The sequence below is a fragment of the Halomonas sp. I5-271120 genome (genome assembly GCF_030553075.1).
Classification (GTDB): domain Bacteria; phylum Pseudomonadota; class Gammaproteobacteria; order Pseudomonadales; family Halomonadaceae; genus Onishia; species Onishia taeanensis_A.
In genome coordinates, this window is sequence record NZ_CP130701.1 from 3571021 (window position 1) to 3586426 (window position 15406).

General features: G+C 61.4%; 13 protein-coding genes. 4 read left to right on the forward strand and 9 right to left on the reverse strand.

The features are described 5' to 3' along the window. Nucleotides 1–28: 28 nt before the first annotated feature. Entirely contained in the window at nucleotides 29–1813 is a 1785-nt protein-coding gene (gene aspS / locus Q2K57_RS16090; protein WP_112055278.1) for an aspartate--tRNA ligase, read from the reverse strand. Nucleotides 1814–1863: 50 nt separating this feature from the next. Beyond that, on the reverse strand, nucleotides 1864–2130 hold the full coding sequence (locus tag Q2K57_RS16095; RefSeq protein ID WP_112055277.1) for an FmdB family zinc ribbon protein: 267 nt from the start codon (nucleotides 2128–2130) through the stop codon (nucleotides 1864–1866). 344 nt (nucleotides 2131–2474) lie between these two features. Between Q2K57_RS16095 and Q2K57_RS16100 the strand changes: the two genes are divergently transcribed. The 3 genes from Q2K57_RS16100 to Q2K57_RS16110 all read left to right on the forward strand — a co-directional run bounded on the left by Q2K57_RS16100 (nucleotide 2475) and on the right by Q2K57_RS16110 (nucleotide 5394). Further along, complete coding sequence (locus tag Q2K57_RS16100; protein WP_112055276.1) at nucleotides 2475–3416, forward strand: D-2-hydroxyacid dehydrogenase; 942 nt, start codon at nucleotides 2475–2477, stop codon at nucleotides 3414–3416. Continuing rightward, nucleotides 3409–4347, forward strand: a complete 939-nt coding sequence (locus Q2K57_RS16105; protein ID WP_304525662.1) for a ribokinase — start codon at nucleotides 3409–3411, stop codon at nucleotides 4345–4347. Before Q2K57_RS16100 ends, Q2K57_RS16105 begins: the two co-directional genes overlap by 8 nt. Nucleotides 4348–4452: 105 nt before the next feature. Then, a complete protein-coding gene (locus Q2K57_RS16110) occupies nucleotides 4453–5394 on the forward strand; it encodes a nucleoside hydrolase (RefSeq protein ID WP_112055274.1) in 942 nt (313 codons plus the stop codon). Nucleotides 5395–5447: 53 nt separating this feature from the next. Here Q2K57_RS16110 and Q2K57_RS16115 read toward each other — a convergent pair whose 3' ends face one another. Continuing rightward, complete coding sequence (locus Q2K57_RS16115; protein ID WP_304525663.1) at nucleotides 5448–5720, reverse strand: acylphosphatase; 273 nt, start codon at nucleotides 5718–5720, stop codon at nucleotides 5448–5450. 334 nt (nucleotides 5721–6054) lie between these two features. After that, entirely contained in the window at nucleotides 6055–6960 is a 906-nt protein-coding gene (locus Q2K57_RS16120) for a YihY/virulence factor BrkB family protein (protein WP_112055272.1), read from the reverse strand. Nucleotides 6961–7114: 154 nt separating this feature from the next. Here Q2K57_RS16120 and Q2K57_RS16125 point away from each other — a divergent pair, with 154 nt between their 5' ends. After that, nucleotides 7115–8209 (forward strand): bifunctional nicotinamide-nucleotide adenylyltransferase/Nudix hydroxylase, encoded by a 1095-nt coding sequence (locus Q2K57_RS16125; protein ID WP_304525664.1) that lies wholly within the window; start codon nucleotides 7115–7117, stop codon nucleotides 8207–8209. A gap of 51 nt (nucleotides 8210–8260) precedes the next feature. Here the strand turns inward: Q2K57_RS16125 and Q2K57_RS16130 are convergent, their stop codons facing one another. The 5 genes from Q2K57_RS16130 to uvrB all read right to left on the reverse strand — a co-directional run bounded on the left by Q2K57_RS16130 (nucleotide 8261) and on the right by uvrB (nucleotide 15377). After that, nucleotides 8261–9178, reverse strand: a complete 918-nt coding sequence (locus Q2K57_RS16130; RefSeq protein WP_092524051.1) for a LysR substrate-binding domain-containing protein — start codon at nucleotides 9176–9178, stop codon at nucleotides 8261–8263. 151 nt (nucleotides 9179–9329) lie between these two features. Then, nucleotides 9330–10748, reverse strand: a complete 1419-nt coding sequence (gene cls / locus Q2K57_RS16135; protein WP_304525665.1) for a cardiolipin synthase — start codon at nucleotides 10746–10748, stop codon at nucleotides 9330–9332. A gap of 91 nt (nucleotides 10749–10839) precedes the next feature. Next, the gene (locus tag Q2K57_RS16140; protein ID WP_304525666.1) at nucleotides 10840–12345 is read right to left on the reverse strand and encodes a fumarate hydratase; all 1506 of its coding nucleotides are present in this window, start codon (nucleotides 12343–12345) and stop codon (nucleotides 10840–10842) included. Nucleotides 12346–12521: 176 nt separating this feature from the next. After that, entirely contained in the window at nucleotides 12522–13343 is an 822-nt protein-coding gene (gene nei / locus Q2K57_RS16145) for an endonuclease VIII (protein WP_304525667.1), read from the reverse strand. A gap of 3 nt (nucleotides 13344–13346) precedes the next feature. Next, nucleotides 13347–15377, reverse strand: a complete 2031-nt coding sequence (gene uvrB, locus Q2K57_RS16150) for an excinuclease ABC subunit UvrB (protein ID WP_304525668.1) — start codon at nucleotides 15375–15377, stop codon at nucleotides 13347–13349. Between the last annotated feature and the right edge of the window lie 29 nt (nucleotides 15378–15406).

A 15406-nucleotide genomic window follows, 5' to 3' on the forward strand; every position in this document is an offset into this window, starting at 1 on the left:
ATTGCGTGTATCAGGTGCTAGGTGTGGCTCAAGCGCCCTGCTCACCCTCGGGCTTGGCTTTCTGGCGCAGGCGGATATTGAGCTCTTTGAGCTGCGTCGGAGATACCACGCCCGGAGCGTCGGTCATCAGGCAAGCGGCGCTCTGGGTTTTCGGGAAGGCGATGACCTCACGGATAGTCTTGGCACCGGTCATCAGCATTACCAGGCGGTCGAGGCCGAAGGCCAGACCGCCATGGGGCGGTGCGCCATACTGCAGGGCGTCGAGCAGGAAGCCGAACTTCTCGTCGGCTTCTTCCTCGCCGATGCCCAGCACATCAAGGACCGCGCGCTGCATGCCATGATCGTGGATACGAATCGAGCCACCGCCCAGTTCGGTCCCGTTGAGCACCATGTCGTAGGCCTTGGACAGCGCCTCGGCCGGGCGGTCGCGCAGGGTGTCGACATCGCAGGACGGGGCGGTGAACGGGTGGTGAAGCGCCTGCATGCGGCCGTTGCCGTCTTCCTCGAACATCGGGAAGTCGACCACCCACAGCGGTGCCCATTCGCGGGTATAGAGCTCGAGGTCTTCACCCAGCTTGACGCGCAACGCGCCGATCGCCTCGTTGACGATGCGTGCGTTATCGGCGCCGAAGAAGATGATATCGCCGTCCTGAGCTTCGACGCGATCAAGCAAATCTTCGATGATGCCGTCCATGAACTTGACGATCGGCGACTGCAGACCTTCGATGCCCTTGGCACGTTCGTTGACCTTGATCCAGGCCAGACCGCGAGCGCCGTAGATGCCGACGAACTTGGTGTACTCGTCGATTTCCTTGCGCGACAGCTTGGCACCGCCCGGCACCTTGAGCGCCGCCACACGGCCATCGTCGGCCTGGGCCGGACCGGAGAAGACCTTGAAGTCGACGTCCTTCATCAGGTCGTCGACATCGGTGAGCTCCAGCGGGATGCGCAGGTCCGGCTTGTCAGAACCAAAGCGGCTCATGGCTTCGGCATACGGCATGCGCGGGAACAGCGGCAGCTCAACGTCGAGCACTTCCTGGAACAGCTGACGGATCATGGTCTCGGTGATGGCCATGACGTCGTCTTCGTCGACGAAGGATGCCTCGAGGTCGATCTGGGTGAATTCCGGCTGACGGTCGGCGCGCAGGTCCTCGTCACGGAAGCACTTGGCGATCTGATAATAGCGATCAACGCCGGACACCATCAGCAGCTGCTTGAAAAGCTGCGGCGACTGCGGGAGCGCGAAGAAACTGCCCGCGTGTGTGCGGCTCGGCACCAGGTAGTCGCGGGCGCCTTCCGGCGTGGCACGGGTCAGGATCGGCGTCTCGATATCGAGGAAGCCCTGCCCCTCGAGAAAGGCACGCACGCTGTGAGAGATGCGCGAGCGCAGGCGCAGCTTGTCGATCATCTCTGGGCGGCGCAGGTCGATATAGCGATGCTTGAGGCGCGTTTCCTCGCCGACCTTGCCATGTTCATCGAGCTGGAACGGTGGGGTGGCGGCGGTGTTGAGCACCTCGACGTCCTTGGCCAGCACCTCGATCATGCCAGTGGGCATGTTGGGGTTCTGGGTACCTTCGGGGCGCAGGCGCACCCGGCCGGTAATGCGCAGCACGAACTCGTTGCGTGCGCGGTCGGCGGTCGAGAAGGCTTCGGCGGTATCGGGATCCACCACCACCTGCGCCAGACCGTCACGGTCGCGCAGGTCGAGGAAGATTACCCCACCATGGTCACGGCGGCGGTGAACCCACCCGCACAAGGTGACCTGCTGGTCCACCAGAGTCTCGTTCAGCTGGCCGCAATAATGGCTGCGCATGTCAAATCCTGTTCTGTTGCGTTATCGAATAATAAAGGAGGACGGGACGCTTAGGCCGCCGTTCCGTCCTTGGCCGTCGTCTTGGTCGGGGCAGTCTTGTCAGCCCCACCCTCGCCGGCAAGATTCTTCTTGCTGCCGGACTTGAAATCGGTCTCGTACCAGCCGTTGCCGGCCAGCCGGAAGCCCGCTGCACTGATCAGCCGCTGGAGCTCTTCCTTGGCGCAGGCCGGGCATTCGGTCAGCGGGTCGGCGCTGATTTTCTGCAGCTTTTCCAGGCGATGGCCACAGGCCTTGCACTCATATTCATAGATGGGCATCGTTCAACTCTCCTGAGCACGACTACATAAGCACAATTGTTTACGTACCACTGCTAAGCATGCCACTAGGCACGCGTCGCTAGAGACCTAAGTCAGACACGAGAAACCTGGCGTAGCGTCCGCTATTGGCACACCGCATCGCAAAACAGCGGGGCCTGTGGCCACCTTGGCGCTCAAGCCTTGTACCAATGTCGGGGCGGCCGGCGCGCTTTCCAAGCCTGCTGCGAAAGCGCGACATTATAGCGTGTTGCGCCCCCTGACGGGCAAGGCGAGCAAGCGCGCATTATCATCATGCGTTGCAGCCAACCCTATACGATACCCCACAATACGATCAGGACGCTCCCATGAAAGCCGTGATCCTTGATGCCGCCAGCCTTGGCGACGATATCGACCTGAACCCGCTTCGCGCCGAAGTCGATACCCTGAAGGTCCATGACACCACTGCCCCGGAGGAATGCCTGGAGCGCCTGGACGGCACCAGTGTGGCCATCGTCAACAAGGTGCTATTGAATTCAGAGACCCTCGAGGCGCTGCCCAGCCTGAAGCTGATCTGCGTATTGGCGACCGGCACCAATAATATCGACATGCAGGCTGCCAAGCGGCTGGGCATAGAGGTGCGCAACGTTACCGCCTATGGCACGGCCAGCGTCGCCCAGCACACCCTGATGCTGATGCTGACCCTGGCCAATCGGCTTCCGCTCTACCAGCGCGAGGTTGCCGACGGTGCCTGGCAGCAGAGCGCCTTTTTCTGCCTGTTAAATCACCGCACCCTGCAGCTTTCGGGAAAGCACCTGGTGATCGTCGGCCAGGGTGAGCTTGGCTCGCGGGTGGCGGCGCTGGCGGAGGCGTTCGAGATGCGCGTCAGCTTCGCCGCCCGCCCCGGCAAGGCCGACGACCAACGCCCTAGCCTGCATGAACTGGCGCCCCAGGCGGACGTTGTGAGCCTGCACTGCCCTTTGACCGAGCAGACCCGCCATCTGGTCGATGCCGCCCTGCTGGAGCGCTTCAAGGAAGATGCGCTGCTGATCAATTGCGCACGAGGCGGTATCATAGACGAACAGGCGGCCCTAGAGGCGCTGCGTGAGGGGCGCTTGGGCGGTCTCGGGGTCGATTCGCTGCCGGCGGAACCCCCGCGGAACGGTCACGCCCTGATCGAGGCTCTCGACGAGCCACTTAACCTGATCGTCACCCCGCACAATGCCTGGATCACACCCGAGGCACGCGCCAATGTGGTCCGGCTGACCGTGGACAATATCCGCGCCTGGCAAGGAAACTCGGATGCCTGATACCCCTCGCCCACTTTACAACCTGGGCTCCATCAACATCGATCACGTCTATCGCGTACCCCACTTGGTTCGCCCCGGCGAGACGCTGGCCAGTACCGGCTATCAGCAGGTACTCGGCGGCAAGGGCGCCAATCAGTCGCTCGCCATGGCCCTGGCCGGTGGCCGCGTCGAACACTGGGGGCGCCTCGGCCTCAGCGACGACTGGGCACTCAGGCAACTCACCGACGCCGGTGTCGGCGCCGAGGCAGTGGACCTCGTCGATGAACCCAGCGGTCATGCCCTGATCCAGGTCGATGACCAGGCCGAGAATGCCATCATTCTCTACCCGGGGGCCAACCACGGCTTTGAACATGCCGACATCGACACGCGCATTGACAATGCCGAGCCCAACGGCTGGCTGCTGCTGCAGAACGAAACCAACGGCCTGGCTCGCGCCATGGAGCAGGCCCATGCCAGAGGGTTGTCAATCGCCTTCAATCCAGCGCCGATGCACGCCGCCGTGAACGAGCTGCCGCTGTCGGCCTGCCAGCTGCTGTTCGTCAATCGCGGCGAGGCGGCCGCGCTGGTCAACTTGTCAGAAGACAGCGATGCCGATGCCCTGCTCATGGCACTCGGTGAACGCTTGCCTGGCGTTGAGCTGGTGCTGACCCTGGGAGGTGACGGTGTCTGCTATCAGCACGGCGACACCCGGCTCGTACTGCCCGCTTACCGGGTAGAGGCCAGGGACACCACCGCTGCCGGCGACACCTTCATCGGCCACTTCATGGCCGCCAGGCTTGCTGGGAGTGACGTCGAGACCTGCCTGCGTCGGGCAAGTGCTGCCTCGGCGATTTGCGTGCAGCGCGAAGGCGCCGCACCGAGTATCCCCGATGCCCATGCCGTCGATAAAGCACTTGCAGAATGGCCGGCGCTGTCGCTCACGCGTCACTGACCTTTCTGGCAAGCCACCTAACGAGCCACCTCTAACGAGGCGGCCCGGCATAGACAGTCTCTACACTGATGCGCGGGCCGCCGCCCGCGTCGACAAGGAAGCCCCATGAGCCAACCGATCATCTTTGACACCGACCCGGGCGTTGACGATGCCCAGGCCATCGCCATTGCCCTCGCCCACCCTGAGATCGAGCTACTGGGCATGACCACCACCTATGGCAACGTCGATATCGACACCGCCACCCATAACGCCCTGCTGCTTGCCGAGCTGGCGGGGCAGAAAATCCCAGTCGCCCAAGGCGCCGCCGCACCGCTGGTCAAGCCCAAGCATCCGGCGCCTGCGCATATCCATGGTGCCAACGGCCTTGGCAACATCGACCTGCCCGATATAGAAGGCAAGGCGCTTTCAGTCAGCGCCCCCCAGTTTATCGTCGACACCATCAACGCTCGCCCAGGCGAGGTAAGCCTGGTGGCCGTTGGGCCGCTTGGCAACCTGGCGGCCGCGCTGCAGCTCGACCCGAGCATTACCGAGAAGGTCAAGCAGGTCATCGTAATGGGAGGGTCAATCAAGGAAGGCGGCAATGTCACCCCGGTAGCAGAAGCCAATATCTTCAATGATCCGCATGCCGCTGCCCGGGTACTGACCGCAGGCTGGCCGCTGACGCTGGTGGGACTGGATGCCACCCACCGCTGCGTCCTGGCCCCCAAGGACATGGACACCATCGCCGCCGGCCAGGGCAAGCTTGGCCAGGTGCTGGCCGAGAGCTATGCCTTCTACCGGGCCTTCTATCAGCAGGCGCTTGGCATTGACGGTTGCTGCCCCCACGACAGCTGCGCGCTGGCCTATCTCATCCAGCCCGAGCTTTTCACAACCGCCAAGGGCCATCTTAACGTGGTCACCGAAGGCGTCGCCGAAGGGCAGACAGTGTTTGCTCCTGATGGCCGCGTGTTCCTGGCACCGCGCTGGTCTCAGACGCCGATGATCACCGCCTGCCTAAGCGCAGACGGTCCCGCGGTGATTGACTGGATTGTCGATACGCTGAAGTAGCTTTCGACCGGCAAGAGCCTTGGCGCTATACACCCAGGCTTGGAAATAACGGCCTAAAGCGTGATGAAGGCGTCGTGATCCTGCCAATCGACGCCTTCGATGGCGACATGAGTGACCCGGGCGTTCGGTGGTCCTTCCCACAGCCACCGGGCGACCGCATCCACGTTGCTCGACTCACCGCATAGCAATACCTCGACACGTCCATCCGCCAAGTTACGGGCGTGTCCTGCTACCCCTGCCTTTAACGCCTGCTCCTGAGTCGCTTTGCGATACCAGACGCCCTGCACCTTTCCAGTGACCAGCGCCTTCAGGCAGCACTTGCTCATTCATGGCCTCCTTGATGTCCAAAACAGCCAGGGCATGTTGCCTCAGCCTGGAGTTGTACATGTGGCATACTGATATAACTTCTATGTACAATTAGTGTGGATCGGGCTACATTCAAGTTACAATCACAAGCCACAAGACGGATGTTTTCATGTTTGCTCTGACATTTCTGCTGCTGGCTGCCACGTGCCTATCACTTGCCGCTCTGGGGTTCGCTATCAAAGCGGCGACGGTAGAGATGCAATTCGGGCTGGTTCGACTGCCCGACACGTCAACCCAAATCGAGAGTGGTCGACATCGGCTGACAAGCAAACCGGCAACTCGGTATTGATCATCTCAGTCGGTTTGCACCTCATGCTTGACCAGCACCGCTGAATTTCGCGGCACGATATGTTTACCCCGGGCCAGCAGGTGGCACTTGGTAAACGCCGCCCCGAACAACAGGATCAACGACGAGTAATAGACCCAAAGCAGAATCAACACCACAGAACCGGCGGCGCCATAGGTTGATGCCGTGGCCGTATAGGTCAGATAAATGGCGATGCCGTATCGACCAATCGAAAACAGTACCGCCGTCACGCACGCCCCTACCATCACGTCCTTCCAGCGCAACACCACATCCGGCAATACCTTGAAGATCGTAGCGAACAGCAAGGCGATCATGGCCAGGGAAATCAGGAACTCCAGCCCGCCGACCATGAAACCGATGCCGGGCCAGAGGTCATTGGCCGCATGCAACACCGCGCGCACGACCACTCCGAGAATCAGTGACACCAATAACAGAAAGCCAATGGACAGCACCACTGCCAGCGACAGCACTCGACTCTTGATGAATTTCAACATGCTGTTGCTACTGGGGTGAGGCATCACGCCCCAGATGGTGTTAAGCGAAAACTGCATCTGCGCGAATACCGTTGTGGCACCGATCAGCAAGGCACCAAAGCCAAGCATACTAGGCAGCAGGCCAGACTCCTGGATGCGCGACTGGGCGACGGCATTCTGGATGGCCTCAGCGGCCCCCAGGCCCATGGTGCCCTGTAACTGAGAGACGATTTGCCCCTGTGCAGCCTCCTCGCCAAGCACCAAACCAATGACCATGACCGCAATAATGATGGTCGGTGCCAGCGAGAACAGCGTATAGAAGGCCAGTGAGCCGGCGTAGCTGAAGGCATTGCGTTCCAGCCACAGCTTCACTGCATGGCGGACCACATCCCACCAGAAAATAATCCAGGTTCGTAACATGCAAGCTCCCTGCAACAGTGTCATCGACTGCACCCAGCATACCCGAGCCCTTGGCTCTATGCTTCGCCAGCCGCCAACGCCAGATTGCAGGCGAGACGGCGAGCGTCGATAATGCGCCCCCTAGCGCACCCCGGTCATCAGCCACGGAGCCCGCATGGCGCATACCCAGCTAACCAACGATTGCCATAAGGATTTCGACTGTCTGGTCTTCATTGGCCGTTTTCAGCCTCCACATCTGGGGCATAGAGCGGTCATCCACGAGGCATTGAAACGTGCCCATCAGGTAATCGTACTTGTCGGCTCGGCCTGGCAGGCTCGCTCGCTGCGCAACCCCTGGCGCTTCGAGGAGCGCCACGACATGCTGAGAAGCTGTTTCGACGAGACCGACAATGCCCGGCTGGAAATCGAGCCCTTGCTTGATGCTCTCTACAATGATGACGTCTGGGTTCGCGACGTTCAGCGAAAGGTGCGCGACATCGCCTCGCCAAGCCAGGGGCGCCTGCCCCGTATCGGGCTGATTGGGGCCAGCCGTGGCCAATCGAGCTACTACCTCACCCTGTTCCCGCAGTGGGAATCGGTTAGCGTGCCGCTGGTCGAGGGCATCTCCGCCAGCGGGATTCGCGAACGGCTTTTCCGCTCGCCGGCTGCCGCCAGTGATTACGCCTCTACCGGCGCCGCCCACGACCTGCCCCCCGGCGTACTCGACACGCTCAAGGCCTTCACTCGCAGCCAGCACTATCAGCATCTGTTAGAGGAGCAGCAGCTGCTTCAGCAGTATCGACGCGCCTGGGCAGATGCGCCCTACCCGCCCATTTTCGTGACGGTCAATGCGGTGGTGGTGCAATCGGGGCACGTGTTGATGGTCAAGCGCAGCGCGGCGCCCGGCAAGGGCCTGCTGGCGCTGCCAGGAGGGTTCATCAACCCCCACGAGCGGCTGCTGGATGCCTGCCTTAGGGAGCTACGGGAGCGGGTGCGCTTGAAGGTGCCGACACCGGTACTCAAGGGCTCGCTGCGCGGGCAACGCCTGTTCGACGAACCGCATCGCAGCTGGCGCGGTCGGACTCTGGCCGAGGCCTTCTATTTCGCGCTGCGCCCGGAGCAGCAGCTACCCCAACTCAAGCCCGCCAAGGGCGGCGAGCGGGCTCGCTGGGTGGCGCTTGCGGATCTGGAGCCGGAGGAACTGTTCGAAGATCACTTTTTCATCATTCAGACCTTCCTGGGCCTGCCCGCCAGCTTCGGCACCCCTTAGCGGGCGCCATTCCCAGAACGCTGCTGAGAAAACCGGGGCTTACGAATCGGATCAGGCTTCCAGAAAGTCCCTGGGCAGCTTCATCATCTGGCGCCAGAGCTTCTCGACGCCCGGCTTGTGGACCAGCGAGCAGCGATACAGGCGAATCTCCAGCGGCACGTCCCAGCCCTCGCCTCCGGCGCGGACCAGACGCCCGCTGGAGAGCTCCTCGCGGATGCAGAAGTCAGGTATCCAGGCCATGCCAACTCCTTGCATCACCATGCCCTTGAGGCCCTCTGCCATGGCCGTCTCGTAGACGGTTCGCAGCCGCAGGCGCAGCGGATCATTCTTGAGCAGCATACGCACGCTGCGACCCAGAAAGGCACCCTGGGTGTAGGAGAGGAAGGGAATCTGCCCTTCGCCGGACAGCGGAAAGCGCGGCGCGCCGTCGGCATCGGGCAAGCAGACGGGGATCATCTTGACCTGGCCGACCGAGAAGGACGGAAAGACTTCGGCATCGAGCTGCATGCTGGCGTAGGGATCGTAATAGCCGAGCATCAGGTCACAGTTGCCCTCACGCAGCACATGAATGGCCTCACCAACGTTCATCGCCACCAGGCGTGTCGGCAGCTCCCCCAATCCCTGCTGCAGCCGTGAGATCCACTGCGGATAAAAGGCCAGAGCCAGCGAGTGCGCGGCGACGATATCCAGCGCCTCGGTATCCATGGCCACGCCGCGCAGATGACCCAGGCACTCATTCAACTGCTCTACCAGGTTACGCGCCGTGACCAGGAACAGCTGGCCTTCGGGTGTCAGCCCGACAGGAGTGGTCGAGCGATCTACCAGGGTCACTCCCACCGCCTGTTCAAGCGATCGAATACGACGACTGAAGGCCGGCTGGGTGACATGGCGCTGTCGCGCCGAGGCCGAAAAACTGCGGGTATTGGACAGGGCGACGAAGTCTTCCAGCCACTTGGTCTCGAGGTTCACCGCGACTCCGATGGAATGTCATAACTGGGCGGGGGTCCGAACTGCCCGAACCCGCGAAGCCTGCTACTCTAGCCGCTCACCCGCTGACTGCCAATCGGCAGGGTCGGCCTGATGCAAGTTGTTGTCTCTTCTAGGGGGAAAACCAGGCCTGTCACTGGATGGGCGATAACAGATACGCCGCCCGGGAGACCAGCTTGCGCCACAGGGGGCGCTGCTGAAGCTCTTCATAGTTGACCTGGCGGCAATTGGCGAAATCCGCCTCCAGCATGGTCTCGACCTCCGCGGCAAAACGCGTGTCCGGCACGAAGGCCGTGATCTCGAAGTTGAGCCGGAAAGAGCGGTTATCGAGATTAACGGTGCCCACGCTGGCGGCGCTGTCGTCGATCAATATGACCTTCTGATGCATGAAGCCAGGCTGGTAGCGATACACCTTGATGCCGGCACGCAGCATGTCCGGGAGGAACGCAAAGGCCGACAGGAACACCAGCAGGTGGTCGGGACGCTCGGGAATCATGATGCGCACATCAACGCCACGCATCGCCGCCAGACGCAGTGCATCCAGTACGCTGTGGTCAGGCACGAAATAGGGGCTGGTGACCCACAGGCGACGCTCGGCGCTATGAATGGCGTGCTGGACCAGCAGGCTCGCCGTTTCCTGGCGATCTGCCGGTCCCGAGGGTACCACCACCACGTTCTGGCCATTGTCACAGGCCCCCTGGGGCTCCCAGGAAATGCTTAACACCTCGCCTGTAGCCCAGTGCCAGTCTTCCCAGAAAGCTTCCTGAAGACCCAGCACGCTGGGCCCCGTCAGCTTAAGATGGGTATCGCGCCAGTGCCCATGTCGTGGATCCTGCCCCAGATACTCGACGCCAACATTGAAGCCCCCGAGCCAGCCTTCCCGACCGTCTACCACCAGTATCTTGCGGTGGTTGCGGAAGTTGAGCTGGAAGCGATGCCGCCAGCCCCGGGAGGAATGGAAGGCGCTGACTTCGACGCCGGCCTCGCAAAGGTCGCGAATGTAGCCTTCTTTTAGCTTGCGGCTGCCGATCTCGTCATACAGAAAATACACGCGCACACCGCGTTCAGCGGCCTTTTGCAGGTGATGCTTAAGGCGAACGCCGAGGGCGTCATGGCGCACGATGAAGAATTGGATGAGCACGTAGTCTTCGGCTGCATCAATGCCGGCGAAGATACTCTCGAAGGTAGTTTCTCCATCGATCAGCAACTGGGCGCGGTTGCCGCGGGTCATCGGCATCAGTGCCAGCTGTTCAACGGCGCGCAGATCTCCCTGACTGTTGCCAACAAGGAAGGGATCGACCTGGGGGCGATAGCGTTCGAGCACGCGGCGCAGCACCGTATCGCGCTCGCCCCGTGCCGATACATACCCATAGAAACGTGGCCGACCGAAGATCCAGAAGGCTGGCAGTGCAAGATAGGGAAGCGACACCAGCGAAATGATCCAGGCGATCGCCCCCTGCGATGTCCGGCTGGACATCAGGGCAATCACGGCTGATAACAGGCCTGATAAATGAATCAGGAAGATGGCCGTTCCCAGCAGCCAGGAGGTCATGGTCGCATCCTTTCGACAATCATCATCCAGTACCGGCCCCCACGACACGGTTGCGGGGGCCGCTCCCCGGTTACGCTGGCATGACAGGGATTCACGCGCGCTGGGCGATGATTTCCTTCCACTTGGCCGGACCGCTCTGGTGAACCGACTCACCCTGGCTGTCGACCGCCACCGTCACGGGCATGTCTTCGACCTCGAACTCGTAGATGGCCTCCATGCCGAGATCTTCAAAGCCGACCACGCGTGACTTCTTGATGGCCTGAGCCACCAGATAGGCGGCGCCGCCCACGGCCATCAGGTAAGTCGCCTGGTTGTCACGAATCGCTTCGATGGCCATCGGGCCACGTTCGGCCTTGCCGACCATGCCCAGCAGGCCGGTTTCCTCGAGCATCGTACGAGTAAACTTGTCCATTCGGGTCGCGGTGGTCGGGCCTGCCGGGCCCACGACTTCGTCGCGAACAGGGTCGACTGGGCCCACGTAATAGATGAAGCGCCCTTTCATGTCGACCGGCAGCGGTTCGCCCTTGGCCAGCATCTCGGTCATGCGCTTGTGAGCAGCGTCACGACCGGTCAACAGCTTGCCGTTGAGCAGCAGAGTGTCGCCCGGCTGCCAGCTCTTCACCTCTTCCGGCGTCACGGTATCGAGATTGACGCGTTTGACGTTTTCGCCGATTTCACGGGTGATTTCCGGCCAGTCCTCGAGCTTCGGCGCCGGCAGTTCGGCGGCACCGCTGCCGTCGAGGCTGAAGTGCACATGACGAGTCGCCGCACAGTTGGGAATGATCGCCACCGGCTTGTTGGCGGCGTGGGTCGGGTAATCCTTGACCTTGATATCGAGCACCGTGGTCAAGCCACCCAGCCCCTGAGCGCCGATGCCGCTCTGGTTAACTTTGTCGTAGAGCTCCAGACGCAGTTCCTCGGCGCGATTGCTTGCACCACGGGCCTGCAGCTCCTGAATGTCGATGGGATCGAGCAATGATTCCTTGGCGATCTCCATGGCCTTTTCGGCGGTACCGCCAATGCCGATGCCCAGCATGCCCGGCGGACACCAGCCAGCGCCCATCTTGGGAAGCTGCTCCAGCACCCAGTCGACTACCGAGTCGGACGGGTTCAACATCGCGAACTTGGACTTGGCTTCGCTGCCGCCGCCCTTTGCTGCCACATGCACCTCGACCTTATCGCCGGGCACAAGCTTGTGATGAATGATCGCCGGGGTATTGTCCTTGGTGTTCTGTCGCTTGCCGTCCGGATCGGCGAGCACTGAAGCGCGCAGGACGTTGTCAGGCAGTTTGTAGGCGCGGCGCACACCTTCATTGACCATGTCATCAAGGCTCATTTCGGCGTCCCACTGTACGTTCATACCGACGTGGACGAAGACAGTGACGATGCCGGTGTCCTGACAGATCGGGCGATGACCCAGGGCACACATGCGAGAATTGATCAGGATCTGGGCGATGGCATCCTTGGCAGCGGGGTTTTCTTCCCGCTCGTAGGCGCCGTGCATGGCGTCGATGAAATCCTTGGGATGATAGTAGGAGATGTATTGCAGCGCGTCGGCGACACTATGGATCAGATCATCCTGGTGGATCACGGTCATATCGAAACGACTCCCTAGCGTTGTCATCGGGTCCACCGCGGTCAGGTCACGGTGAACGAAATGCGGGCATTGTACCGCATCGCCCCCGGCCGCTGAATCGCTTAGGCCACTTCAAGTGATCCTGGTACTCAGGGCATTGAAGATAACGGTATAAATTTCACTAAAGAAAGAAAGTATCAACCCGACTGGCAGCTCGGGCAATAATACAGCCGCCTAGACGTCACCATGCGCCGTGATACCTGGTCGCCGCAGGCATGGCAGGCCAGCCCGTCACGATCAAAAACGGCAAAGCGCCACCGCCCACGAGTTGCCCCTGCGCGCTTTTCGCGCTCGATCCAGGCCGGGTGATTCGTGACGCCGGCCTCACGATAGGCTTGTTGGATCACGTAACGCATCACGCTCGCAAGCCTCGAGCGCTGAGTGGGTCCAAGATCCATCGGGCGTCGCTGTGGCGCCAAGCCCGCAAAGAACAGCATTTCCGAGCGTAGATAGTTACCAATTCCTGCATAAAAGCCCTGGTCGAGCAGCAAGCCACCCAGCGCACGTTGCCGGAATCTGGGCGCAGTGAGCCGCTCTTCGATATCGTCGGCCGAGACGCCATGACTCAGCAGGTCCGGACCAAGACGCGACAGAAAAGGATGCTGCCCTATTTGTTCCGGCGGCCATAGCGAGACATCCGAAGCGCTGTAGAGGCTGGCCGCATGGCCACTGGCCTGAAGACGTACCCTGAGTGATCGGCGCGTCGAGGGTGTTTGGCCGGCACGATGGAGTTTCCATACCCCGTAGAGCTGATTGTGGGAATACATCACCCGGTCATCATCGAAATAGGTCAACAGTGCCTTGCCCCAGCTCTCTACGGCCATCACACGGCGGCCTTCAAGGTTGGCACCCTCACCCTTGAGCTCCGGAAAAGCGAACCACACAGACTCCAGCGGCTTGTCGACCAGCTGACGGCCTAGGCGATCGGCCACGCGGCGGATTTCAGGACCTTCCGGCATCGGCTATCCCAGAGCCAACTGGCGTTCCTTAAGAGTGTGCAGCCGATCACGAAGGCGGGCCGCTTCCTCGAACTCGAGGTTCTGAGCCGCCTCGTGCATGGCATCTTCAAGCTTCGACACCTGGCGCCGCACTTCATCGGGGGAAAGCGTTGCCAACTGCTCGGTGCTGTACTCGCCCACCGGCTCGGCTACCTTGCGTTCTCCCCGCTGGCGACTGCGCTTGCTGCCCGGCGCCTGAGCGCCTTCCATGATGTCTTGTACCGACTTGGTAATCGTCACCGGCGAAATACTGTGTGTCTCGTTGAAGGCCAGCTGTTTTTCCCTGCGCCGGTCGGTCTCGTCCATCGACTTGCGCATCGAGTCGGTCACCCGATCGCCATAGAGGATCGCCTTGCCATGGGCGTTGCGCGCGGCCCGGCCTATGGTCTGAATCAAGGAGCGCTCGTTGCGCAGGAACCCTTCCTTGTCGGCGTCGAGAATCGCCACTAGCGATACCTCGGGGATATCCAGGCCTTCCCGCAGCAGGTTGATCCCTACCAGCACATCGAACTTGCCCAAGCGCAGATCGCGAATGATCTCGACGCGCTCCACGGTATCGATGTCGGAATGCAGGTAACGCACCCGTACGTCGTGCTCGTCGAGGTACTCGGTCAGATCCTCGGCCATGCGCTTGGTCAGGGTGGTCACCAGTACCCGCTCGCCAACGTCGGTACGCAGCTTGATTTCGGACAGCAGGTCATCGACCTGAGTGGAGGCCGGCCGCACTTCGATTTCCGGGTCCACCAGGCCGGTGGGACGCACCACCTGTTCGACCACCTGACCCGCATGTTCCGCTTCATAGGGTCCGGGCGTTGCCGAGACGAAGATCGTCTGAGGGCTGATTCGCTCCCATTCCTCGAACTTCATCGGGCGGTTATCCAGCGCCGATGGTAGACGGAAGCCGTACTCGACCAGGGTCTCCTTGCGCGACCGGTCCCCTTTGTACATGCCACCGACCTGGGGCACGCTGACGTGAGACTCGTCGATCACCAGCAGCGCATCGGCGGGCAGATAATCGAAGAAGGTGGGCGGCGGCTCGCCCGGAGCGCGGCCGGAGAGATAACGGGAGTAGTTCTCGATGCCGTTGCAGTAGCCAAGCTCATGCATCATCTCGATGTCATAGAGAGTGCGCTGTTCAAGACGCTGCGCCTCGACCAGCTTGTCGTGCTTGCGCAGGAAGTCCAGGCGCTCGGTCATCTCGCCCTTGATGCGCTCGGCCGCCTCGAGGATGGTGTCCCGCGGTGTGACGTAGTGACTCTTCGGATAGATGGTCATGCGCGGGACCTTGCCGCGAATCTCGCCGGTCAGCGGATCAAACAGACTGATGCCGTCGATCTCGTCATCGAACAGTTCGACCCGCACGGCCTCGTCTTCCGCATCGGCGGGGAATATATCGATGACGTCGCCACGCACCCGATAGGTACCGCGACGGAAGTCCATGTCGTTGCGCGTGTATTGCAGCTCCGCCAAACGCCGCAGCATCTTGCGCTGGTCGATCTGCTCACCCCGAGTGAAGTGCAGGCGCATCTTCAGGTACTGATCGGGGTCACCCAGGCCATAGATTGCCGACACCGACACCACGATCAGCGCATCGCGACGTTCAAGCAACGCCTTGGTCGCCGACAGGCGCATCTGCTCGATATGATCGTTCACCGAGGCGTCTTTCTCGATGAAGGTATCCGAGGACGGTACATAGGCCTCCGGCTGATAGTAGTCGTAATAGGAGACGAAGTACTCGACGGCATTGTCGGGAAAGAAGGCCTTGAACTCGCCGTAGAGCTGCGCCGCCAGGGTCTTGTTGGGCGCCATGACGATTGTCGGTCGCTGTACCCGCTCGACCACATTGGCCATGGTGAAGGTCTTGCCCGAGCCGGTCACTCCCAGCAACGTTTGATGGGCCAGGCCCGAATCCAGGCCCTTTATCAAGCTATCAATAGCCGCCGGCTGGTCCCCTGCGGGCTTGAATTTGGACTGCAGACGAAAGGCTTTGCTCATGTTGCTTCCCGACAATGAATGATGGCTAA